A 20,747-nucleotide genomic window follows, 5' to 3' on the forward strand; every position below is an offset into this window, starting at 1 on the left:
GACGGCGGACTGGGGGCGCAAACCATGCGCCCTCGTGCTGCACATGGGGTCTACGACACCCCAATGATCCACAGCGTACCCAGTGCAAGGGCCAAACTAGGCGGCCTACTGGCCGATCATTGCACCGATGTGAGCCAAGGCGACACGACTTTCATGAAAAATCGATCGGTGCGGCTTGCACCGTAAGGGTTCCACTTCAAACCGCCTATGGGATCGGTGAGCCCGCCGGGTGCTTGCTCACCACCGAATCAGACAGGAGTGCTGGGGTCATGAAGACGATCATCGGATTGGGGTTGGTGCTGGGGCTTTCGTGCATGGCGGCCTGCGACGAGGACGCGACGAACCATGGGGCACTCGTCTTCCGCTCGTCGGACGGCGATCTGACGCCTCCTCCAACGATCGGGCTGAGCATCCCCAATGGGCTCAACGACCCAAGCGTCAGCGGACTCGACACGGGCTTTGGGCTGGCGACCAACGATGGCCTCGACGAGGGTGGCGGACTGTTGTCCACCAGTGCCGGGCGCAGCGTGGCGCGGTACCTGGTGGAGTGCGCACTGCCCCCGGGCGACTCGATCACCAAGGACGTGGGGGAAGGGCTCCTGGAGCTCCACGGCCTCCTCGGCCTGGCCCCCGAGTGGAAGGAGGGCGCGTGCGACGAGGACTGCCAGCAGTGGGTGAGCGCGTGCTTGCTGGCGCGAACCAATGCGTCGGGCCAGGAGGTCTGGATCTGGGTGACGGCCGATCATCCCGCGATCGGGCTCGGCCCGTCGTCCGCCTATCCCCTGTACGAGGCCACGTACTTCGGCAACGTGCTCGCCGCGGAGCCCACTCGCTACGCGTGTCGCGGCACGCCCGAAGGACAAGCGGCGGCGATCGCCAACGGCCGCACCTGCGCCGAGGACTTCGAGCTGTGTGGCATCACCGCGTACGACGACTGCGTGCAGCACCAGCGCTGCATCGACGAGCAAGGCTTCTACACCGAGTGTGCCGAGGGAGCCACCGCCGACGGTGCCGTCTACCCGACCATCTCCGTGTTCGTGAGCACCCCGGAGTAGCGTCGTGGGCAACGATCGCACCACCGTCCAAAATCCCACGCCGAGCTCGGGCTCGCGGAGCGAGGAGTCCATGGCGCTTCGCGCCGCATTCGCTCGCGCCGGGGTCGACGAGGCCGAGTTCCCGCAGCCGGCGTCGGGCGACCAGGTCGGCCGCTACACCGTGCTCGGGGCGCTCGGCGAGGGCGGCATGGGGGTGGTCTACAAGGCCTACGATCCGCAGCTCGATCGCAACGTGGCGCTCAAGCTCCTGCGACGCGTGATCGAGGAGGACGAGTCGGGCACGGAGCTCCGGCTCCAGCGGGAGGCGCAGATGCTCGCCAAGCTGCAGCACCCCAACGTGGTCGCCGTCTACGACTCCGGGCTCACCGGCTACGGTGTGTTCATCGCGATGGAGCTGCTCCGCGGGTGCACGCTGCGCGAGTGGCTCGAGCAGCGGCCTCGCAGCGTGGCGGAGATCCTCAAGGTGTTCCGAGCCGCGGGGGAGGGGCTGGCCGCGGCCCACGACGCCGGCTTCGTGCACCGCGACTTCAAGCCCTCCAACGTGATCGTGAGCGACGACGACGGGCTCGTGCGGGTGCTCGACTTCGGGGTGGCGTCGCTCGTGGATCCTCGAGGAGGCTGGTCTGGCCGATCCACTGGCTCGTCGCGCCGCATGGTGTCTCGGCCGCCGGGGACGCTCGAGCCGCTGTCGGGCTCGGATCCCCACCTCACCGACGACGGCTGCGTGGTGGGCACGCCCGTGTACATGGCGCCCGAGCAGGTGGCCGGAGACCGCGTCAATCACCGCAGCGACCAGTTCACGTTCTGCGTGTGCCTGCACCTGGCGATCTATGGCCGCTCCCCGGTGATCGGCGACGGCTTCGAGGAGCGCCGCTGGAACCTGGCGCGGGGCCGCGTGCTCGACGAGCGCTCGATGCTCACGGGACGCACGCACGGCCGGGTGCCAGCCCGCGTGCGTCGTGCGCTGCGGAAGGGTCTGTCGGTCGACCCGAACCGGCGGTTCTCCTCGATGCGTGCGCTGCTCGACGAGCTGAAGGAGCCTCCGCGGCGCTGGCCGCTGGTGGCGGCCAGCGCGACGCTCGCGCTCGGCTTCGGGGTGGGGCTGGTGTTCGACTTCGACGAGGATCCCTGTGCGGCGTCCGCCACGGAGCTCGCCACGGTGTGGGGCGAGGCCGATCGCGACGCGGTGCAGCGTGCCTTCGTCGGCAGCGGACACCCCCAGGCACAGGAGCTGTGGGGTCGGGTGGAGCAGCAGCTCGACGGCTACGCCGCGGCGTGGTCGACGATGCACGCCGAGTCGTGCCACGCCACCCAAGTGTCCCGGCAACAGAGCATGGAGCTGCACGACCAGCGCATTCACTGCCTCGAGCGTCGCAAGAACCGCATGCGCTCGACCGTCGACGCCCTCGGCCGCATCGAGAGCGCCGCGCAGGCCGGGGACCGCACCCTGCTCCCGTTCCAGCTCCCCCGCATCAAGGACTGCGCCAATCCCGATACGATGAGCGCCACGCTGCTGCCCGACGATCCCGAGCTGGGCGAGCGCGTGCTGGAGATCCGACGCTCGATCGACGAGGCCGAGACTGCCAAGGATTCGGGCGAGCTCGCGCGTGGGCTCGAGCTGGCTCACTCGGTGGTCGAGCGTGCCGAGCAGACCCGATACCCCCCGGTGCATGCCGAGGCGCTGGAGTGCCTGGGGAGCCTGCAGGTCATGGGAGGCTCGGCACGCGAGGCCCAGGTCACGCTCGAGGCCGCGATCGTCGAGGCGGCCAAGGCGGGCGACCATGTCACCGGGGCGCGATCGTGGACGTGGCTCATCTACGCGTTGGCGATGCAGCGACGGCTCGGCGAGGGCAAGGCGATCGAGCTGGCCGCTCGAGCGGCCGTGGAGCAGGCCAACGACGACACCGCGCGCGGGTGGCTGCTGAACAACCTCGGCGTGCTGTACAAGGAGGCCGGGGACCTCGAGAGGTCGCACGAGCTGACGCTGCAGGCGCTCGAGTTCAAGCAAGAAACCCTCGGCGAGGATCACGTGGACGTGGGGATCTCGTGGTTCAACCTGGGCACCTCGCTGATCGAGCGAAAGCGCTACGCCGAGGCCGACGAGGCGCTGGAGCAGGCGCGAGCGATCTTCGAGGCCACCGTGGGTCCTTCGCACGGGATGAGCCAGTTCGCGATCCTGGGCAAGTGCAAGATCGAGCACGAGCGTGGCGAGTACGAGGCCGCGATCGGGCACTGCGGCCGCGTGCTCGAGCGCTTTGCGGACTCGCCCGCTTCACACGTGGTCATGGGCACCGCATACCTGCTCATGGCCAAGGCGCTGCGCGGGGTGGGGCGGCTCGAGGAGTCCCGGGCCCACGCCCAGCGGGGACTCGAGCTGGTGCGGACCGACGACCCGGCACAGGCCGAGGAGATCGAGCGATGGTTGCAAGACAACGAGGCACCGATCGACGCTCACGACTCCGACGACCGCTCGCCTTCGAACGCGGCACGCTGAGCGTGTCGACGAGGCAGTGACCCGGGCGCGACGGCACACGCCTCTTCGAGCCGCCGCAGGGCCTCGGCCACGTGCGGTGCCCCACCGAGCACGGGCGTCTCCACGACCACCGTCACCAGTTGGTCTCCGCGACCACTGCCGCGCCCATTCCCACGCTCATTCCCACGCCCATTCCCACGCTTGGGCGCCCCCTTGCCCCGTAGCCGCAGCTTGGTGCCGCTGCGCACCCCGGGCGGCACGTCCACGTGCACCATGCCGTCGACGGTGGGCACGGGAACCTTGGCCCCGGCCGCGGCCTCGGACACCGACAGCCAAAGCTCGCACAGGAGTTCGTCGCCCTCGCGGCGCAGCCACGGGTGTGGGGTGACGTTGACGGTGACCCGCAGGTCCCCCGCCGTCCCTCCGAAGCGCCCGGGCTCCCCCTCACCGGTGAGCACCCGCTCGGCGCCGGCTTCGGTGCCGGGCGGCAGGTTGACGACGAACGCACGCAGGTGACGACGGGTACCGCGGCCGCGGCAGGCCTGGCAGGGATCGGGCTGGACGAGGCCCAGCCCGCTGCAGCGACCGCAGGGGGAGCGCCGCGCCAGCAACCCCTCGCCCTTGACCTCGCCCTTGCCCCCGCACAGCGAGCAGGTCTGCGGTGGCTGCCCTCCCGGGCGCGTGCCCGTGCCGCGGCATGCATCGCAGGGGCCAGGGGCCTCGAACTCGATGTCGTGCGACGAGCCGCGCACCGCGTCGGGCAGCGACACCGTCAGCGTGTAGCGCAGGTCTCGTCCCCGCCGACGCCGCTCGCGGCGGGTACCGAACACGTCGCCGAACACCTGGCCGAGCAGATCACGAGCGCCCTGCCCTCCGGACCCACGCCGCAGCTCGATGCCCTCGAGGCGCTGGGTCATGTCGTAGCGGGCACGGGCCGCTGCATCGCCGAGCGTGTTGTAGGCCTCGTTGATCCGGCGATAGCGCTCGGCCACCTCGAGATCGTCGGGATGGCGATCGGGGTGCCACTGCTTGGTGAGGCTGCGAAACGCCTTCTTGATCTCGTCGGGACCGGCGCGGCGGTCGACCCCGAGCACCGCGTAGTAGTCGTCGGTGGCCATGGCCCGGTCGTGATTCATCCGCCGCAGGGGCCTACTCGGGCCCCGCTTCGGACAGCATCGCCTCGTAGATCTGGTGCGACGAGCTCTCGAGCGCGGCCAGGGCCTGCCCGAGCTCGGCGAGGCCCGGGCTGGCCTCGAGCAAGGACTCGAGCCGGGCCGCGTCGCGCTCGATGTCCTCGCGATCGGCAGGAGCCAGCGCGCTGCCGTAGACCTCGAGCGAGCGGCGGCAGGTGTACACGAGCGTCTCGGCCCGGTTGCGTAGATCGACGAGCTCGCGGCGCACCCGATCCTCGCCCTTCTTGGTCTCGGCCTCGACCACGAGCTTGTCGATCTGATCCTGGGCCAGGCCGGAGCTCGGCTGCACGGTCACGCTGGTCTGCCGGCCGGTGCCCAGGTCCTTGGCGGTGACGCCCAGGATCCCGTTGGCGTCGATCTCGAACGTGACCTGGATCTGGGGCACGCCGCGCGGCGCGGGCGGGATGTCGGTGAGCTGGAAGCGGGCGAGGCTCTTGTTGTCGTCGGCCATGTCCCGCAGGCCCTGCAGCACGTGCACGTTGACCACCGGCTGGTTGTCGACGGTGGTGCTGAACACCTCGGACTTGCGCGTGGGGATCGTGGTGTTCCTGGGGATGAGCGGCGAGAACACCCCGCCCTGGGTCTCCACGCCGATGGGCAGCGGCACGACGTCGAGCAGCAGCACGCCGTCGATCTGTCCCTCGAGCACCGCGCCCTGGATCGCGGCCCCGGCCGCCACGACCTCGTCGGGGTTGACCGACTTGCTGGGCTCGCGGCCGAACAGCTGCTTGACCCGCTCGATCACCATGGGCATGCGGGTCTGGCCGCCCACCAGCAGCACCTCGTCGATCTCGTTGGGCTCGAGCTCGGCGTCCTGCAGCACCTGCAGGCACGGCCCCACCGTGCGCTCGACGAGGCCCTTGGTCAGGGTCTCGAGCTGACGCCGCGACAGGCTGGCCGAGAAGTGCAGCGGCTGGCCCGTGGGCGCGGCGATGAACGGGAGGTTCAGCTCGGTCTCGAGCGCGAACGACAGCTCCTGCTTGGCCTTCTCGGCCGCCTCCTTGAGCCGCTGCATCGCGAGCTTCTCGCTGCGCAGGTCGAAGCCGTGCTCGCGCAGGAACTGCTCGGCGCACCAGTCGACGATCGCGTGGTCGAAGTCCTCGCCGCCGAGGAAGGTGTCACCCGCGGTCGCGAGCACCTCGAACACGCCCTCGCGCATCTCGAGCAGCGAGATGTCGAAGGTGCCGCCGCCGAGGTCGTAGACGGCCACGATGCGGCTGTCCTGGCGCTCGTGCAAGCCATAGGCCAGCGTGGCCGCGGTCGGCTCGTTGATGATGCGCTCGACGGTGAGCCCCGCGATCTGGCCGGCGTCCTTGGTGGCCTGGCGCTGGGTGTCGTTGAAGTAGGCGGGCACGGTGACGATGGCCCGGGTGACCGGCTCGCCGAGCACCGCCTGCGCCGCTTCCTTCATCTTGGTGAGCACCGCGGCCCCGATCTCGCTGGGCGAGTGGGCGCGCCCCCAGACCTCGACCCAGGCGTCGCCGTTGTCGGCGGCGCACAGCTGGTAGGGGAGCAGCCGGCGCAGGCCCGCGATCTCGGGATCGGCGAGCTTGCGACCGATGAGCCGCTTGGCCGCGTAGATCGTGTTGGTGGGGTTGGTGATCGCCTGCCGCTTGGCGATCTGGCCCACGAGCCGCTCGCCTTCCTCGGTGAAGGCGACCACGCTGGGCGTGGTGCGGCTGCCCTCGGGGTTGGAGATGACGCGCACCTCGCCGTCGATCATGACGGCCACGCAGGAGTTGGTGGTCCCCAGATCGATGCCGACGATCCTGCCGCTCCCCCCGCTCATGCGTCAGGACTCCGTGCCGCCCCCCGACCCCGCCCCCGCCACGATGACCCGGGCCGGGCGCAGCAGGCGGTCACCGAGCTTGTAGCCCTTCTCGAACTCGCGGATCACCACGCCGGGCGCGTGATCGGGCGAGTCGAACTGCTGGAGCGCGTCGTGGATCGCGGGATCGAACGGCACCCCCACCGCAGGCACGGGCTCGATGCCGTTCTTCTTGAGGCTGCCGAGGAATTCGTCGCGAACCATCCGCAGGCCCTTGACCACCTGCTCGATGTTGGCCGCATCGTCGCCGCCCGCCGGTCCCGATGGCCGGTCGCCTTCGGCGCCCGAGGCCGTCATCCTGGCCGACACCGGCTCGGCGATCTCGAGCGCGCGCTCGAGGTTGTCCACGGTGGGCAGGAAGCTCGACAGCAGGGTCTGCGCCTTGCGAGCCACCGCATCGTCGATGTCCCGCTTGACCCGCTTCTTGTAGTTCTCGTGGTCCGCCACGGCCCGCAGCCACTTGTCCTTGAGGGCTGCGATCTCGTCGTCCTTGGCCGTGAGGATCGCATCGAAGTCGACGGTGTCCTCGTCGTCCTCGGCTCCCTCCTCGCCTTCGGCTCCCATCGAGGACACGGCGGCTTCGGCTTCGGCCATGGTTCGCTCGATCTCGGCGCTCATCGCGTCATCGCCAGCAGGATCTTGGTCGTGGTTGGCGCTCATGCTGTTTTCGTCGTTTCCGTTCTTGCCGCTGCGACCCGAACGCCGAGGTCGGCGGCCGATCGAGCCACATGCAGACCTCAGGCACACATTCGCGCCGCGAGTGCTCGGGCCGCGTACTCTACCAGAGGAATCATGGCCGCGTAATCCATGCGGGCCGAGCCCAGCAGGGCCACTGCGCCGCGATCCGGACCGCGATCGGAGCCTGCCCCCCCACCACCCCCGGGCATGGGAACCCGACACCCCACCAGACACAGGCCCGGTTCGGGACCATCCGACCATGCGCTGCCCAGGCCGGCCAGCTCGGCCATCCCGGTCACCCCGACCACCCCAACGTGGACCCGGGCTCGGGGATCGTCGCCGTCGGCCGGCAGCAGCTGATCGAGCACCTCGGCCAGGCGCTGATCGTCCTCGAGCAACGCGAGGACGTCGCCCAGCCGCTCCGAGTCGGCCAAGCCGCGGGCGAGGGACGGCTGCCCCGCGATCTGCATCCAGAGGGGATCGAGCGGCCCAACCGAGCACAGGGTCAGCCCCACCCGGAGGGCCTGGGCCAACAGGCGATCGATCTGGGCCTCGTGCTCCCCGAGCCGGCGGAGCAGGGCCTCGCGCGCGTCGGGCAAGGTCCGCCCCACGCACAGCCGGCGCAGGCGCTCCTGCAGGCCGAGGAGCTCGGACGACGGATCGGACGCAGCGCGACCGGCCAGTTCATGGCTCGACTCGAGCTCGATGGGCTGCACATGGGTCGCCCCGCCCTCGAGGGTGAGCACCACCAGGCCCCGCGATCCCACCAGGGGGACCACGTCCACCTGCTCCATGCGACCGCCCTGCGCCGTGCCGAGGAACGAGACGGCCAGGCAGCCGGAGGCCTCCGAGAGCACGCACACGGCGGCCCGCATACTACGGCTGGGGTCCTCGCGGACGCGCTGCAAGCTGCGATCGACCGCGTCGAGCAGCTTGGGCTCCGCCCGACTGGCCGGAAGCAAGGTCACGTAGCATCGCAGGCCAACCTCGGTGGGCGAGCAGCCCGCCGAGCGGTGCGGCCGCCAGAGCAGGCCGAGCCGCTCGAGCGCCGCAAGCTCCTGTCGCAGGGTCGCCGAGGACCACCGAAACCCATGGCGCCGCACGAGCGCGGCCGAGGCGACCGGCTCGCCGCTGACGATGAAGTCGCGACACACGGCGCGTAGGATCTGCTCCTGGCGCTCGCTCAGGCAAAGGGTCACCGGCGACGGATCCGCGGCCGACAACGGAGGGCCCTTGGCGGCCTCGAGCTTGGGAGGCAGGTCCGTCATCGTCCTCGCGACTCTAACTCCGTCCGCCGCCCCGTGCACGCGACCCAAGCACTTGTGCACTTCGCGCACATCGACTCAGGAAACCAGGTCCGCGCCGATCTCGTCGTGCCAGAGCCAGCGACCCGGGGCCACCCGGAGCACGACCCCGCGTTCGCCCTCGAACCACTCGAGGTTGCCGCGCGCCACCTGCTGCGCCGTGCGAGCGCGAACCCAAGCCTCGTCGACGACGGGAAAGCGCCGCAGCCAGGCGGCCAGCTCGATGCCCTCGAGCGCCCGCAGTCCGAGCCACAGCCCCTCGGCGGCGGCCGCTCGCGGGGACAGCCGCTCTCGATCGGCGGCCGCGCCCGGCCGGGCGCGCCAGGCCGACAGCCCTCGGAGGTTGGTCCGGCGCTCCACCGCCCCATCGCTGTGGTGGATCGCCGAGGCCGCCGACGGTCCCAGGCCCACGTAGTCGGCCCCGGTCCAGTAGCCCAGGTTGTGCCGAGCCCGAGCGCCGGGGCGAGCGTAGCTGGCGACCTCGTAGTGATGAAGGCCCGCGTCGCACAGCAGCGCCTCGGCCTCGAGCAAGCGCCGAGCCTGGGTGTCCGCCCGCGGCATGCGTCGACGTCCGCGCCGCACCAGCGACTCCCACGGAGTGCCCGCCTCGATCGTCAGCGCATAGATCGAGACGTGCTCGACTCCGGTGTCGAGCAGCGCTCGCACGTCGTCGCGCAGCGCCGCCGCCCGCTGCCCCGGATGTCCCACGATGAGATCGGCGCTCACCCGCAGGCCCCGGGCCACCGCCGCCACGAGGGCGCGCCGGGCCCGTTCGGGATCGTGGGCCCGACCCAGCTGCACCAGCGCCGAGGGTCGCAGCGACTGCACCCCCAGCGACACCCGATCCACCCCCGCCTCGACCAGCACTTCCAAGAGCGCCTCGTCGACGTGCTCGGGATTGAGCTCGACCGTGCGCTCGACCGTCGCGCGAAGCTCGAAGCGCGCGTCGATCGAGGACAGCAGCGCGCGCAACCCCTGGGGACCGAGCTGGCTGGGAGTTCCGCCGCCCACGTAGACCGTGTCCACGGCCAGGCGCTCGGGCAGCGCCCGGGCCACGCACTCGGCCTCGAGATCCCGCAAGAACGCATCGATCGGCGGGTCGCGCCCGACCTCGAAGTCGAAGTCGCAGTAGGGGCACGCCCGCGCGCAGAACGGCACGTGGACGTAGAGCCCCATCGAGCGACCCGTCACGACTCGAGCCCGATCACGACTCGAGCAGGTTGCCCAGCTCGTCGCCGCCGGGCAGTTCGTCGAAGACCTCGACCCCCGAAGGGCCAGGTCGCGCCGCGACCCCGCGCCACCACCATGCCGGCAGTGCGTCCATGTCGATGCCGTTGGACTGGAGGAGGTGGCTCTGCTCCTCGAGCGTCTCGACCATCGAGGGGTGGAACGGCTGCCCCCTGCCCTTGAGCTGGGCGCCCAGCCACATCGCGCTGCGCAGCGGGGTGGCCTCTTCGACGTCCTCGACCAGCGACACCAGCGCCCGACGGGCCACCTCGACGTCGGGGACCTCGTAGAGGCGCGTGCCCGCGGCGGCCGGCAGCCCCAGCAGCAGCGACAGCGCCGACGCGTACTCGGACAGCAGCCGCGACTGCGCCTGCACGACGGCCCCCTCGCTGCTCGACACCTCGGCGTGGAGCATCACGATGACCTCCTCGACCGTGGCGTAGACGAAGCTCGGCAGCCCGGTGCGAAGAAGGCCCAGGCCTGCACGCAGGCTGGCCCGCGCCAGATCGGGATCGAGCAGGTCCTGTCGCGTCGCCCGGCGCTCGAGCGCGTCGAGCAAGGACTCCGGATCGGCGCCGATCTGGAGGAGCACGCGAAAGCCCTGCATGGGGGCGTAGTCACCAAACACCTGGAACGCGCCGAGCTTCTTCCAAGTGGGGAGGCCGTAGCCGTTGCTCGCCATCGGGGCTCCGTGCGCTGCGAGGTGGAAGGCTCACTTGCTCGTGAGCATGGTGTAGACGAAGTAGCCCAGCCCGGACAGCGCGACCACGCCGATGAGCCACATCCATGGCGACGAGCCACCGGTCTTCTCGGTGACCACGCCGTGGCCGAAGGTACGACCGCTGGCGGCATCGGGGGCCACCGCTGCCAGAGGACCGGTGGGGTTGAGGGTGCTGTGACGGCCGGTGCCGGGCGTCGTCTTCTGACGGCTCGTGTGCCGACCGGTGGGTCGCCGCAGCGCGGCTTGAGGGGCCGAGGGCGTGCTGCTCTTGGACTTGCGCCCGCCTCGTGAGCGCTCGGCCACCGCGGCCTCGCCCTTGGGCACGATGCGATGGTGGCCCGAGGTCTTGGGACCCGCGGCCTTGGGCAGGCGGCTGCGGGTCACGGGGCGGGAAACGGCGGCCTGGCTCCCGCCCACCTCGCGGGGGATGGCGGGGTTGGGACCCGACTCGTCGAGGCTGCCCTGGGCCACCAGGGCCTCGAGGTTGCCGATGGTCAGCGCCCGTCGCTTGGCGGTGGGGCCCGGAGAGTCGCCCCCCAGGTTGCGAGCCCAGTCGGGAGGCTCGTCGTCGTCCTCGGCCGAGTCGTCGATGCGCTCGAAGTCGTCGAAGTCGAGCGCCTCGTCCTCGAGGTCGTCGTACTGGTCGTCGTAGTTGACCTTGGCCGGGGCCCCCTCGCCGAACAGCTCGACCATCATGGCCGAGACCTTGCGCGGGGTGCACTGGAGGCTCGCCTCGTTGAGGAAGCCCTCGAGCGCGCGGAAGAAGTGATCGCAGTTGGTGTAGCGATCGGCGGGATCGAGTTCGAGCGCCTTCATGATGATGGCCTCGAGCGCGGGGGGGAACTGTGGATCGACGAACGTGGGCGGGGGGATGTCGCCCTCGAGCACGCGCCGTGCGACCTCCTCGCGACGGCCTCGGAACAGGCGTCGCCCCAGCACCATCTCGTAGAGCACCACCCCGAGCGCGAAGATGTCGGCGCGCAGATCGATGACCTCGCCGCGCAGCTGCTCGGGCGCCATGTAGGCGATCTTGCCGGCCACCTGCCCCTTCTTGGCCACGACCGACGCGCGGGTGGCCGCGATCCCGAAGTCGAGGACCTTGCAGGTGCCGTCGTAGCCGACGTGGATGTTGGTGGGGTTGATGTCGCGGTGCACCAGCCCCAGGGAGCGCCCGGCGTCGTCGGTGCGGCTGTGCACGTAGTGCAGGCCCTCGCACGACTGCATGATGATGCCCACGCCCAGCTCGATCGACAGCGGGCGACCCACCTGCATCGAGGTGCGCAGCACCTGCACGAGCTCCTCGCCCTTGAGCAGCTCCATCGCGATGAAGTACTCGTCCCCGATCTCCCCCAGGTCGTACGTGTGGACGACGTTGTTGTGGGTCAGGGTGGCGGCCATGCGCGCCTCGTCGAGGAACATCTCGACGACCTCGGGGCGCGCCGCGAACTCCTCGCGCAGCGTCTTGACCACGAGCTCCTTCGCGAAGCCCTCGATGCCCGCGTATTGGGCCCGATAGATCTCCGCCATGCCACCGGTCGCAATGTGCTCGACCAGCACATACTTGTCCCCGAAGGGCGTTGGCTCGATGTTGCTCAAGGTCGGGCGTAGCCTAGCGGAATCGGCAATTGGAGCCAAGGGCCCCCTACCACTCGCGCTCGGCCTTGAGCTTGCGGCCCATCAGTGCGTCCACGGCGTCCTGGACGGCCATTCCTTCGTAGAGGATGGCATGCATGGTCGCCACCAGGGGCATGTCGACCCCCTCGCGCTGGGCCAAGCGCTGGGCCGACAGCGTGTTCTTGACCCCCTCGGCGACCATGCCCATCCGGCCGAGGATCTCCTCGAGCGTCTTGCCCTCGCCCAGGGCGATCCCCACGCGGCGGTTGCGAGAGAGGCCGCCGGTACACGTGAGGACCAGGTCACCGATTCCGGCCAGGCCCGCCAGGGTCGCCGGCAAGGCCCCCAGTGCCACCGCCAGCCGGCTCATCTCGGCGAGGCCGCGGGTGATGAGACCGGCGCGGGCGTTCTGGCCCAGGCCCGCGCCGTCGCCCACCCCGGCCGCGAGCGCGATGACGTTCTTGAACGTCCCCCCGAGCTCGACGCCCAGGATGTCGTCGGTCACGTAGGCGCGCACCCCGTCACCGGAGAGCAGCCGCTGGATCGCCTGCCCCACGGCGGGGCTCTGCGCGCCCACCACCACCGTGGTGGGAAGGCCCTTGGCCACCTCCGCAGCAAAGCTGGGTCCACCGAGGGCCGCGATCCGCTCGTGGTGCTCCGCGGGCCCGCCCGTGGCAGACGGCGCCTCGCGGCCCTCCGGGTTCGCGAGGGGAGCCAGCTCCTGCGCCAGCACCTGGTGCATGGTGGAGAGCGAGTCGACCTCGATGCCCTTGGCCGCGATGAGATACATGGGCGCGGGCGCCGAGGGATCCCTGGCGAAGAACGAGGCCACCCGCTCGATGGCTTCGCGCATGCCGTGGCTCGGGATGGCGCAGATCACCAGGTCGGCTCCGGCGAGCGCAGCGTCGAGCGCGTCGGTCGTGGTCAGGCCCGACGGAAACGGAGCATCGGGCAGGTAGCGGGCATTGCGGCCCTCGGCGGTCATCGCCTGGTGGTGAGCGGTCGTTCGGGTCCACAGCACCGTGGGGCGCCCGCGGCGGGCGCAGTGGATGGCCAGGGCGGTTCCCCAGCTCCCCGCGCCCAGCACCGCCACGGTGCGCAGGGGCTGGGGCTCGACCGACGACTCGGTGGACGACTCGGTGGACGGCTCCGTGGGATCGACCATGCGTCGCGCCAATCATCCCATGGTGGGCGACCTGCGCCCAGCCCGCTTCGCCCGGGGACATCATTCCAGGAAGGAGTGGCAGTTTCGAGTAGAATGATAGATCCGATCCGTAGTATCGAGGGAACGTGGCGATGGCGGCGCTCGGGACGGAGCCGCTGCGCAGCGTCATTGCAACGTTTTTGGGAGGGGACATGCGACGGCACATCGGTTGGACGACGATCGTGATCTTGGGCGGTGTACTGGCAGGCTGCCCGGGGTCGAGCACGGACGGCACGGGCGGTCAGGGCGAGGAGGGAGGCAACGACACCACGGGGACCACGACCTTTGGGCCGGGTCCGGGCATGGAGGTGACCTCTTCGCCCATGGAGGGAACCGGCAGCGGCGACCAGGGCGTCACGAGCAACGTCGACGACGACACCGCCGGCAGCTTCCTGCTGCCGCCCGATGGCGGCGTGGTGGGGCAGTGCGATCCCTACCTCCAGGACTGCCCCAAGGGCGAGAAGTGCACCTCGTACGTGGCCACGCCGGGGCAGGAGACGGTGGACGCGACCAAGTGCGTGCCGATCATCGGCGACGACCTGTGGGGCGAGGCGTGCGAGCGCTTCGAGGACAACGACACCTGCGCGCCGGGCTACTTCTGCATGACCGACGTCAGCGGCCACACCGGCATGGGCACGTGCCTCGAGTACTGCTCGGTCGAGGTCCCGTGCGAGAACGGCGGCGAGTGCTTCCCCTTCAACGACGGCGTGCTGCCGGTGTGCGAGGTGCTGTGCGATCCGATCCTGCAGGACTGCCCCGCAGGCCAGGGCTGCTACGCCGCGTTCGACAACTTCGTGTGCGCCATGCCGGGTGCGCCCGCCGGCCAGGGCGGAGACGGCGATCCCTGCTACACGATCCAGAGCTGCGATCCCGGGCTCATCTGCCGTGGCGGCACCGCGGGCTGCCCGATGGACGGGGCTTGCTGCACGCCGGTGTGCGAGCTCAGCGGGCCGCCGGATCAGTGCACGGATCCAGCCGAGGATTGCGTGCCGGCGCTCGATGATCCGCCGCCGGGGCTGCAGGACGTGGGGTACTGCGGAGTCCCGGCGTAGGCGGGGGTTCGGGCCCCGCGGGCGCGCGGGACTGTGGCCGTTTCGGCCGCAGTCCCGCGACTCGACGCGCTTGGAGTCTCGGCGTAGGGTTTGGCGAGGTCCCACGTGGGCATCCAGAAGCTGAGGATCCAGGGGTTTCGCTCGCTGCGTGACGTGACGTGGGAGCCGGGTGCGCTCAACGTGGTCATCGGGCCCAACGGCTCGGGCAAGTCGAACCTGCTGCGATGGCTCGAGCTGCTGCGTCAGAGCGCACGCGGAGAGCTGCCGAAGGCGATCCTGCGGATGGGCGGCATTGGGCCGCTGCTGTGGGATGGGCAGGCGGAGGAGATTGCGTGGGAGGTGCGAGTCGATGAGCGTCGGGGGACCGAGCCTGGCGACGCGTTCGCCTACGAGCTGTGCCTACGGCGGCTCGGGACCAGCAGCAGCTATCGCGTCGAGAGCGAGCGGCTCACACGCTCCGCTCCCGTGCATCTCGCAGAGGGGCACGCGCCAGAAGCGGTGCTCGAGCGTACACCTACTCGTGCCGTCGTTCGCGGCCACGAGGTGGATCCCGGGATCCCCGAGGACGCGACGCTGCTGTCCTTCCTCGCGGGGCCCTTCTCCCACCCGAAGCTGGTCAGTACCACCGAGCTGTTCTCGGGCTGGAGCCTCTACCACGACGTACACGTGGACGTGGGGGCCCCGCTCCGGCAAGCGGCCGTTGCCAGGATGGAGCACTGCGTCGCCGCCGACGGACAGAACCTGATCCCGGTGCTACACACGCTCTACACCGGCAGCCGCGAGTTCAAGCAAGCCGTCGACGATGCGATGCGGGTGGCGTTCAACGACGACTACGAGGAGCTGGTGTTTCCGCCCGCAGCCGACCAGCGGGTACAGCTCCGCGTCCGCTGGAGGTCGCTGCGCACCGAGCAATCGGCCGCCGACCTCTCGGACGGCACGATCCGCTTCCTGCTGCTGCTCGCCATCCTCGCCAACCCCGACCCTCCCAGCCTCATCGCGATCGACGAGCCCGAGACGGGCCTGCACCCGAGCATGCTGCCGATCGTGGCCGAGCACGCGGTCGAGGCAGCCACGCGCACGCAGGTGATCCTCACCACGCACTCCGCGCAGCTCCTCGATGTCTTCACCGCCACGCCCCCCACCACCACGGTGGCACGCTGGGAGGACGGGGAGACCCGGCTGTCGGTGGTCGACGGCGAAGAACTCCAGCGCTGGCTGCACGAGTACACCCTCGGCGCCCTGTTTCGATCGGGCGAGCTCGAGGGGATGGCATGAAGTTCGTCCTGTTCGTCGAGGGGCACACCGAGCGCAAAGGCGCTGCCGAAGCTGCTCAAGCGCTGGCTCGATCCCCAGCTCGAGCAACCGATCGGGATCAAGGTCGTGCGCTTCGACGGTTGGCGCGACTACTACGACGAGATCCACAAGAAGGTACGCCTCAACCTCTCGGGCAAGTCGGGCGCCGACGTGGTGGGTGCGTTCGGGCTGCTCGATCTCTACGGCCCTACCTTCTACCCTCCGCACCGGACCACCGTGGAGGACCGCTATGCGTGGGCCAAGGCGGACATCGAGGAGAAGGTGGGCCACCCCCTGTTTCGCCAGCACTTCGCGGTCCACGAGACCGAGGCGTGGCTGCTCTCCGAGCCCTCGCTCTTCCCCCAGCCGGTCCGCGCAGCGCTGCCCGGCCGCTGTGACCGACCCGAGACCGTCAACTTCGACGAGCCACCCGCCAAGCTCCTCGAGCGGCTCTACCGGGACAAGCTTCGCAGGAGCTACAAGAAGGTGACCGACGGCGCCAACCTGTTCGGCCGGCTCGATCCCCAGGTGATCCGAAGCAAGTGTCCGCACGCACGGGAACTGCTCGACGACATGCTCGAGCTCGCCACGGGGTAGCCCGCCTCAGCGTCGCCATCGTCTCGAAGGGACTCCAGGTCTGCGCCCGGCACGTGCGCTCCTCATCGAGTCGAATTCGAGATCGCCTTCGGACAGGTGAGTTCCTTGCCGAAACGGACTGCCGGTCTCCGTCCGACAGGTGTGCTCCTTGCTGAGACGAATCCCGGGTCTCCGTCCGACAGGTGCGCTCCTTGCCGGGACCGACCTCCGGCTCCCTTGCGACGGGTGCGCTCCTTGCCGAGACGAATCCCAGGTCTTCTTCCGACGGGTGCGCTCCTTACCATAGACGATCCAGGGCTGTGCTCCGCCAGCGTCGCAGCCGCCTCGGAGGGACATCTATACTCCGCTCGTGGATCCGGACATCGGCACGCGCATTCCCCCAGCAGCGACGGCAGCGCTGTCGGTGTGGATCGCGCTCGGAGTCGCGTGCGAGGGCACGAACGAGCACGAGCCGGATGCTCGGTCCCCGGCATCGAGCGTGGAGGTACCCGCAGAGCCGAGTCCTCCCCCTCCTCCACCCCCGGGCGCGTTCGAGCTGCCCGGGCTGCGCGAGCGTGCACCCGGCCTCCGCTTCGGCTGGCCGACCGAGAGCGTGCACCTGACCTCGAGCTTCGGCTGGCGCGTCGATCCGGTCAGCGGCCTCGGCACCCGGCTGCACCGCGGGATCGATCTGCGAGGCTCGATCGGCGATCTGGTGCTCAGCATCGGACCGGGCACCGTGGCGTTCGTCGGGCACGATCCGCTGCTGGGCAACCTGGTGATCGTCGACCACGGCGATGGGCTGCAGAGCCTCTACGGTCACCTCTCGGACGTGCTGGTGGTGAGCGACGTGCCGGTGGATCGCGGCGCGGCGATCGGGCTCGTGGGCAACACCGGGCGCAGCGCAGCGCCGCACCTGCACCTGACGGTCACGCTCGACGGGAAGGCGATCGATCCGCTGGAGATCCTGGGCGAGCCGCCGCATCGCCCGCGAGCGCTGGTGGCCCCGCTGGATGCAGCCGCGGACCCGGCTCCCTCCCCCGCCGCCCCGTGAGCTCAATCCTCGATCAGCCGAAACATCACCGATGCATCCGCCCGCTCGGCCCGGCGCCAGCGCAGCCGGGCGCGCCGCAGCAACGCGATCGACGGCACGCGACCGCCCGGGGCGAAGCGCCGCAGCTGGCGGTCCCGGACCGTCTTCAAGATCTCCAGCGGATACGCAAGCGGCTCCCGGCACAGCCGTGCCCTCCCCTGCTCGACCACCACCCGCGCCTCCCACAGCGCCACGGGTCCGTCGTCCCCCGTGGGCTCGAGCTGCGCCCGATCACCCAGGCCCAGACACACCCCGCCGATGCAATCGCGCAGCCACGGCGTCTTGCCCGGCCACACCTCGAACAACCCCACCCACGAGCCCGCCAGCGCGGCGTGATCGGGCCCGGGCCGAAAGCCGGGCACGCGCCCTCGCAGCAGCCGCCGCAGCCAGGTGTCGCCAGGCCCGGCCGCATCGTGGGCCAACGCGTCGCACAAGGCCCAGTCGGTGCGGATCACCTGCCAGCGCGGATAGTCGGGATCCTCGTCCCGCAAGGGCGCCGCCTCGTCGTCCCAGCGAGCAAACAGCGGCGCCACCCGATGATGGCCGTCCTCACCGTCGAACACCGCGGCCGCGAGCTCGTCGAGCGCATCGCCAAGGCGAGGATCCATGGCCGACGCCTCATGCCGAGCTCACGACGAGCCCACCCGCTCGGCTCGGGCGCTCCGCACCGCATGTGCGAACTCGACGAACAGCCCTTGCGAGTCGTGCGGGCCAGGCGAGGCCTCGGGGTGATACTGCACGCTCCACTGCGGGCGATCACGGACGCGCAGCCCGCCCACCGTGCGATCGAAGAGATTGAGATGGGTGACCTCCACCTCGGTGCCCAGCGACTCGGCGTCGACGGCGAAGCCGTGGTTCTGGGCCGTGATCGCCACCGCCGCCGAGCGCTCGTCGCGAACGGGGTGGTTGCCCCCGTGGTGACCGAACTTGAGCTTGTAGGTCTTGCCCCCGAGCGCCAGGCACATGAGCTGATGGCCCAGACAGATGCCCCACACGGGCATCCGCGCGTCGCGGTGGAGCAGGTCGCGGGTCCGCTCGATCACATCGGTGAGCGCGGCCGGATCGCCGGGCCCGTTGCTCAGGAACACGCCGTCGGGCGCGAGCGCCAGCACGTCGTCGACGGAGGTGGTGGACGGCACCACCGTCACGCGGATCCCCTGATCGACGAGGTTGCACAGGATCTCGTGCTTGATGCCGAAGTCGTAGGCGACCACGTGCACGTCGGGCGACGGCGGCGTCCCCTGGCCCCAGGTGCCCCTGGACCATCCATAGGCCTCCTTGGTGCTGACCTCGTGGGCGAGGCCACGCCCTTCCATCGGCGCCGCATCGCGGGCCATGGCGACCAGGCGCTCCGCGTCGGTGTCGACCGTCGACAGCGCCCCCATCACTGCGCCCACTCGCCGCAGGTGCCGGGTGAGGGCGCGGGTGTCGAGCTCGGCCAGGCCCGGCATGCCACGCGACTCGAGGTAGGCCGCGAGGGTCTGCTCGGCGCGCCAGTTGGAGACCATGGGCGACAGCGACCGCACGATCAGTCCCTCGGCGCCCGCACTGCGCGACTCCGCATCGTCGGCATTGACGCCCACGTTGCCCACCTCGGACACGGTCAGGCACACCAGCTGCCCCGCATAGGAGGGATCGGTGATGATCTCCTGATAGCCGGTCATCGAGGTGTTGAACACCACCTCGCCGACCACGGTGGCCCGCGCCCCGAAGGCCAGGCCCCGAAACACACGGCCGTCGGCGAGTGCGAGCACGCCCTCGCCGAAGTAGGCCGGCCCGCGGTCGCCGAACGCGTCCGGCCCGGGCCGATGAAGGGGATCGTCGCGGTCCGAGAGCACGGCCAAGCCCTACGCTCCGGGCCCGGCCACCGTCAAGCCCACGCCCCGAGGCTCGTGCTATCGTCGGGAACCGTGCCACCCGCATGACCTCGCCTTCGTCTGCGCCAACCGTGACCGCTTCGGGCTCGGCTGCGGCTGCGGGCTCGGCCGCCCCGCGCGCGGCAGTGCTGCTCATCGGCGACGAGCTGCTCAGCGGCAAGATCCGCGACGAGAACGGCTGGTTCCTCGCCAAGATGATGCGACGTAGGGGTATCGCCCTCGTCGAGATCCGCACCGTGGGCGACGGCATCGAGGACATCGGTCGCGCGCTCCTCGAGCTGCTGGCTCGGGTCCCGCTGGTGTTCACCTCCGGGGGCGTGGGACCCACCCACGACGACCGCACGCTCGAGGCCATCGCCCGGGCCACCGGACACCCGCTGATGCGCCACCCCGAGATCGAGGCCGAGCTTCGTGCCCATTACGGATCCGGGCTCACGCCCGAGGCACTGTCGATGGCGGACGTACCCGAGGGGACCGTGCTCCGCGCAGGGCCGGGCTGGCCGGTGATGCGGCTGGATCTGCAAGCGCCTCAGCCCGCTCGGGTCTATGTCCTGCCGGGGGTGCCGCCGCTGCTGCGCACGAAGATCGAGCGGCTCGAGGCGCTGCCCGACGAGCTGCCCCAGGGGGAGGGCTGGCACCTGGCCACCCTGCACAGCACGCTCGAGGAGCACCGCCTCGCCCCCCTGCTCGATGCCGTACTCGAGCGCCACCCGGGCGTGGAGATCGGCTCGTATCCCCGCTGGACCCGCGAGGACGACGGTCAGGTGCGCTACCACGTTCGCGTCACGTTCGAGGCCCCCATGGCCGCAGCCGCCGTGGTCCAGGCCGCTCGCGATGCACTGCGAGCCTCGCTCCCCGAGGGCACCCTGCTGCCCGACCCGGATCCCACCGTGGTCTCCGCGTGAGTCCACGACCGAGCCCACGACCGAGCCCACGACCGGTTGGAACGGTGCGCTTGGACAGCGCACGCCGAGCAGCCCAACATCGCGGTGGAATTCTGACGACGGCGTGATAGCTTTCCCGCCATGCGCGGAGCCCACAGGCTGATCGCCGGTATGTGCGCGGCGTTGCTGCTGCCCGCCTGCCAGTACAGCGCGGAAGAGAAGACGCCCGACTGGCAGAAGCCCCCCGCGTCCTACGACGTCAAGGGCGCCGACCTCACGTTCAACGAGAAGCGGCTGGACGAGTTCAACTCGATGTCGAGCGCCGAGCGCGAAGCGCACGTCGAGCAGCTCAAGACCACCGAGGGTTCGTTTCGAGGTCAGGCGATCTTCGAGCGCGGCGCCGAGCTGGGCGAGGCGATGGACGACGCCCAGTACGGCAAGTACGAGATCAACGCGGCCGTTCCCGAGGCGGTGCTGTACGAGATCACGCTCGTCTATCACCTGTACTCGGACCAGGACTTCTTCACCGGGGTCCCCCCCGGCACGCACATCGAGTTCGCCGGAACCCTGGCCGACCTCGAATTCCAGGACGAGAGCAAGCCCCGCAAGATGACCCTCAAGGTCAAGGCGACCTCCGTCGAGCGGCTCAAGTGACGGGCCAAAGGCGCCCCGTCC

Annotated in this window: 18 protein-coding genes; 8 read left to right on the plus strand and 10 right to left on the minus strand. The window is 70.3% G+C overall.

What is annotated here, in order from left to right:
• The first annotated feature begins 269 nt into the window (after positions 1–269).
• Both OEB96_RS34885 and OEB96_RS34890 read left to right on the plus strand, forming a co-directional pair.
• Positions 270–1,055: a hypothetical protein gene (locus OEB96_RS34885; RefSeq protein ID WP_266221177.1), complete on the plus strand. Its 786-nt coding sequence runs from the start codon at positions 270–272 to the stop codon at positions 1,053–1,055.
• A 4-nt stretch (positions 1,056–1,059) separates the two neighbouring features.
• A complete protein-coding gene (locus OEB96_RS34890; RefSeq protein ID WP_266221178.1) occupies positions 1,060–3,549 on the plus strand; it encodes a protein kinase domain-containing protein in 2,490 nt (829 codons plus the stop codon).
• Here the strand turns inward: OEB96_RS34890 and OEB96_RS34895 are convergent.
• From OEB96_RS34895 to OEB96_RS34930, 8 genes are all read right to left on the minus strand, one after another.
• A complete protein-coding gene (locus tag OEB96_RS34895) occupies positions 3,507–4,664 on the minus strand; it encodes a DnaJ C-terminal domain-containing protein (protein ID WP_266221179.1) in 1,158 nt (385 codons plus the stop codon). The genes OEB96_RS34890 and OEB96_RS34895 overlap by 43 nt on opposite strands.
• 13 nt (positions 4,665–4,677) lie before the next feature.
• Positions 4,678–6,510, minus strand: coding sequence for a molecular chaperone DnaK (gene dnaK / locus OEB96_RS34900; protein ID WP_266221180.1), 1,833 nt, complete (start codon positions 6,508–6,510; stop codon positions 4,678–4,680).
• Positions 6,511–6,513: 3 nt separating this feature from the next.
• Complete coding sequence (locus OEB96_RS34905) at positions 6,514–7,209, minus strand: nucleotide exchange factor GrpE (RefSeq protein WP_266221181.1); 696 nt, start codon at positions 7,207–7,209, stop codon at positions 6,514–6,516.
• Between the two features lie 77 nt (positions 7,210–7,286).
• Positions 7,287–8,495: a hypothetical protein gene (locus OEB96_RS34910; RefSeq protein ID WP_266221182.1), complete on the minus strand. Its 1,209-nt coding sequence runs from the start codon at positions 8,493–8,495 to the stop codon at positions 7,287–7,289.
• A gap of 75 nt (positions 8,496–8,570) precedes the next feature.
• The gene (locus tag OEB96_RS34915; RefSeq protein WP_266221183.1) at positions 8,571–9,722 is read right to left on the minus strand and encodes a coproporphyrinogen-III oxidase family protein; all 1,152 of its coding nucleotides are present in this window, start codon (positions 9,720–9,722) and stop codon (positions 8,571–8,573) included.
• Between the two features lie 13 nt (positions 9,723–9,735).
• Positions 9,736–10,440, minus strand: a complete 705-nt coding sequence (locus tag OEB96_RS34920) for a hypothetical protein (RefSeq protein WP_266221184.1) — start codon at positions 10,438–10,440, stop codon at positions 9,736–9,738.
• A gap of 30 nt (positions 10,441–10,470) precedes the next feature.
• Positions 10,471–12,075, minus strand: coding sequence for a serine/threonine protein kinase (locus OEB96_RS34925; RefSeq protein WP_266221185.1), 1,605 nt, complete (start codon positions 12,073–12,075; stop codon positions 10,471–10,473).
• A 46-nt stretch (positions 12,076–12,121) separates the two neighbouring features.
• Positions 12,122–13,258 carry an NAD(P)H-dependent glycerol-3-phosphate dehydrogenase gene (locus tag OEB96_RS34930; RefSeq protein WP_266221186.1) on the minus strand — a complete coding sequence of 379 codons (1,137 nt, stop codon included), beginning with the start codon at positions 13,256–13,258 and terminating at the stop codon, positions 12,122–12,124.
• Between the two features lie 191 nt (positions 13,259–13,449).
• Here OEB96_RS34930 and OEB96_RS34935 point away from each other — a divergent pair, with 191 nt between their 5' ends.
• The 4 genes from OEB96_RS34935 (at position 13,450) to OEB96_RS34950 (ending at position 17,272) form a co-directional block, all read left to right on the plus strand.
• Complete coding sequence (locus OEB96_RS34935) at positions 13,450–14,349, plus strand: hypothetical protein (protein ID WP_266221187.1); 900 nt, start codon at positions 13,450–13,452, stop codon at positions 14,347–14,349.
• A gap of 105 nt (positions 14,350–14,454) precedes the next feature.
• Positions 14,455–15,624: an AAA family ATPase gene (locus OEB96_RS34940; protein ID WP_266221188.1), complete on the plus strand. Its 1,170-nt coding sequence runs from the start codon at positions 14,455–14,457 to the stop codon at positions 15,622–15,624.
• Between the two features lie 42 nt (positions 15,625–15,666).
• Positions 15,667–16,239: a DUF4276 family protein gene (locus OEB96_RS34945; protein ID WP_266221301.1), complete on the plus strand. Its 573-nt coding sequence runs from the start codon at positions 15,667–15,669 to the stop codon at positions 16,237–16,239.
• Between the two features lie 349 nt (positions 16,240–16,588).
• On the plus strand, positions 16,589–17,272 hold the full coding sequence (locus OEB96_RS34950; protein WP_266221189.1) for a M23 family metallopeptidase: 684 nt from the start codon (positions 16,589–16,591) through the stop codon (positions 17,270–17,272).
• Between the two features lie 2 nt (positions 17,273–17,274).
• Here the strand turns inward: OEB96_RS34950 and OEB96_RS34955 are convergent, their stop codons facing one another.
• Both OEB96_RS34955 and carA read right to left on the minus strand, forming a co-directional pair.
• Positions 17,275–17,919 (minus strand): hypothetical protein, encoded by a 645-nt coding sequence (locus OEB96_RS34955; RefSeq protein WP_266221190.1) that lies wholly within the window; start codon positions 17,917–17,919, stop codon positions 17,275–17,277.
• Between the two features lie 21 nt (positions 17,920–17,940).
• Entirely contained in the window at positions 17,941–19,149 is a 1,209-nt protein-coding gene (gene carA / locus OEB96_RS34960) for a glutamine-hydrolyzing carbamoyl-phosphate synthase small subunit (RefSeq protein ID WP_456320265.1), read from the minus strand.
• An 83-nt stretch (positions 19,150–19,232) separates the two neighbouring features.
• On the opposite strand from carA, the gene OEB96_RS34965 reads away from it, so the two are divergent.
• Positions 19,233–20,093 carry a competence/damage-inducible protein A gene (locus OEB96_RS34965; protein ID WP_266221191.1) on the plus strand — a complete coding sequence of 287 codons (861 nt, stop codon included), beginning with the start codon at positions 19,233–19,235 and terminating at the stop codon, positions 20,091–20,093.
• A gap of 120 nt (positions 20,094–20,213) precedes the next feature.
• Positions 20,214–20,726: a hypothetical protein gene (locus tag OEB96_RS34970; RefSeq protein WP_266221192.1), complete on the plus strand. Its 513-nt coding sequence runs from the start codon at positions 20,214–20,216 to the stop codon at positions 20,724–20,726.
• The last annotated feature ends 21 nt before the right edge of the window (positions 20,727–20,747 follow it).

The sequence above is a fragment of the Paraliomyxa miuraensis genome, assembly GCF_026337845.1.
Taxonomy (GTDB): Bacteria; Myxococcota_A; Polyangia; order Nannocystales; family Nannocystaceae; genus Paraliomyxa; species Paraliomyxa miuraensis.

Excerpts from the sequence above, each read along its gene's own strand:
- OEB96_RS34905 (WP_266221181.1), bottom strand. The coding sequence starts at position 7,209 with ATGAGCGCCAACCACGACCAAGATCCTGCTGGCGATGACGCGATGAGC.
- dnaK (WP_266221180.1), bottom strand. The coding sequence starts at position 6,510 with ATGAGCGGGGGGAGCGGCAGGATCGTCGGCATCGATCTGGGGACCACC.
- OEB96_RS34920 (WP_266221184.1), bottom strand. The coding sequence starts at position 10,440 with ATGGCGAGCAACGGCTACGGCCTCCCCACTTGGAAGAAGCTCGGCGCG.
- OEB96_RS34895 (WP_266221179.1), bottom strand. The coding sequence starts at position 4,664 with ATGAATCACGACCGGGCCATGGCCACCGACGACTACTACGCGGTGCTC.
- OEB96_RS34935 (WP_266221187.1), top strand. The coding sequence starts at position 13,450 with ATGCGACGGCACATCGGTTGGACGACGATCGTGATCTTGGGCGGTGTA.
- OEB96_RS34970 (WP_266221192.1), top strand. The coding sequence starts at position 20,214 with ATGCGCGGAGCCCACAGGCTGATCGCCGGTATGTGCGCGGCGTTGCTG.
- OEB96_RS34930 (WP_266221186.1), bottom strand. The coding sequence starts at position 13,258 with ATGGTCGATCCCACGGAGCCGTCCACCGAGTCGTCCACCGAGTCGTCG.
- OEB96_RS34965 (WP_266221191.1), top strand. The coding sequence starts at position 19,233 with ATGACCTCGCCTTCGTCTGCGCCAACCGTGACCGCTTCGGGCTCGGCT.
- OEB96_RS34885 (WP_266221177.1), top strand. The coding sequence starts at position 270 with ATGAAGACGATCATCGGATTGGGGTTGGTGCTGGGGCTTTCGTGCATG.
- OEB96_RS34910 (WP_266221182.1), bottom strand. The coding sequence starts at position 8,495 with ATGACGGACCTGCCTCCCAAGCTCGAGGCCGCCAAGGGCCCTCCGTTG.
- OEB96_RS34955 (WP_266221190.1), bottom strand. The coding sequence starts at position 17,919 with ATGGATCCTCGCCTTGGCGATGCGCTCGACGAGCTCGCGGCCGCGGTG.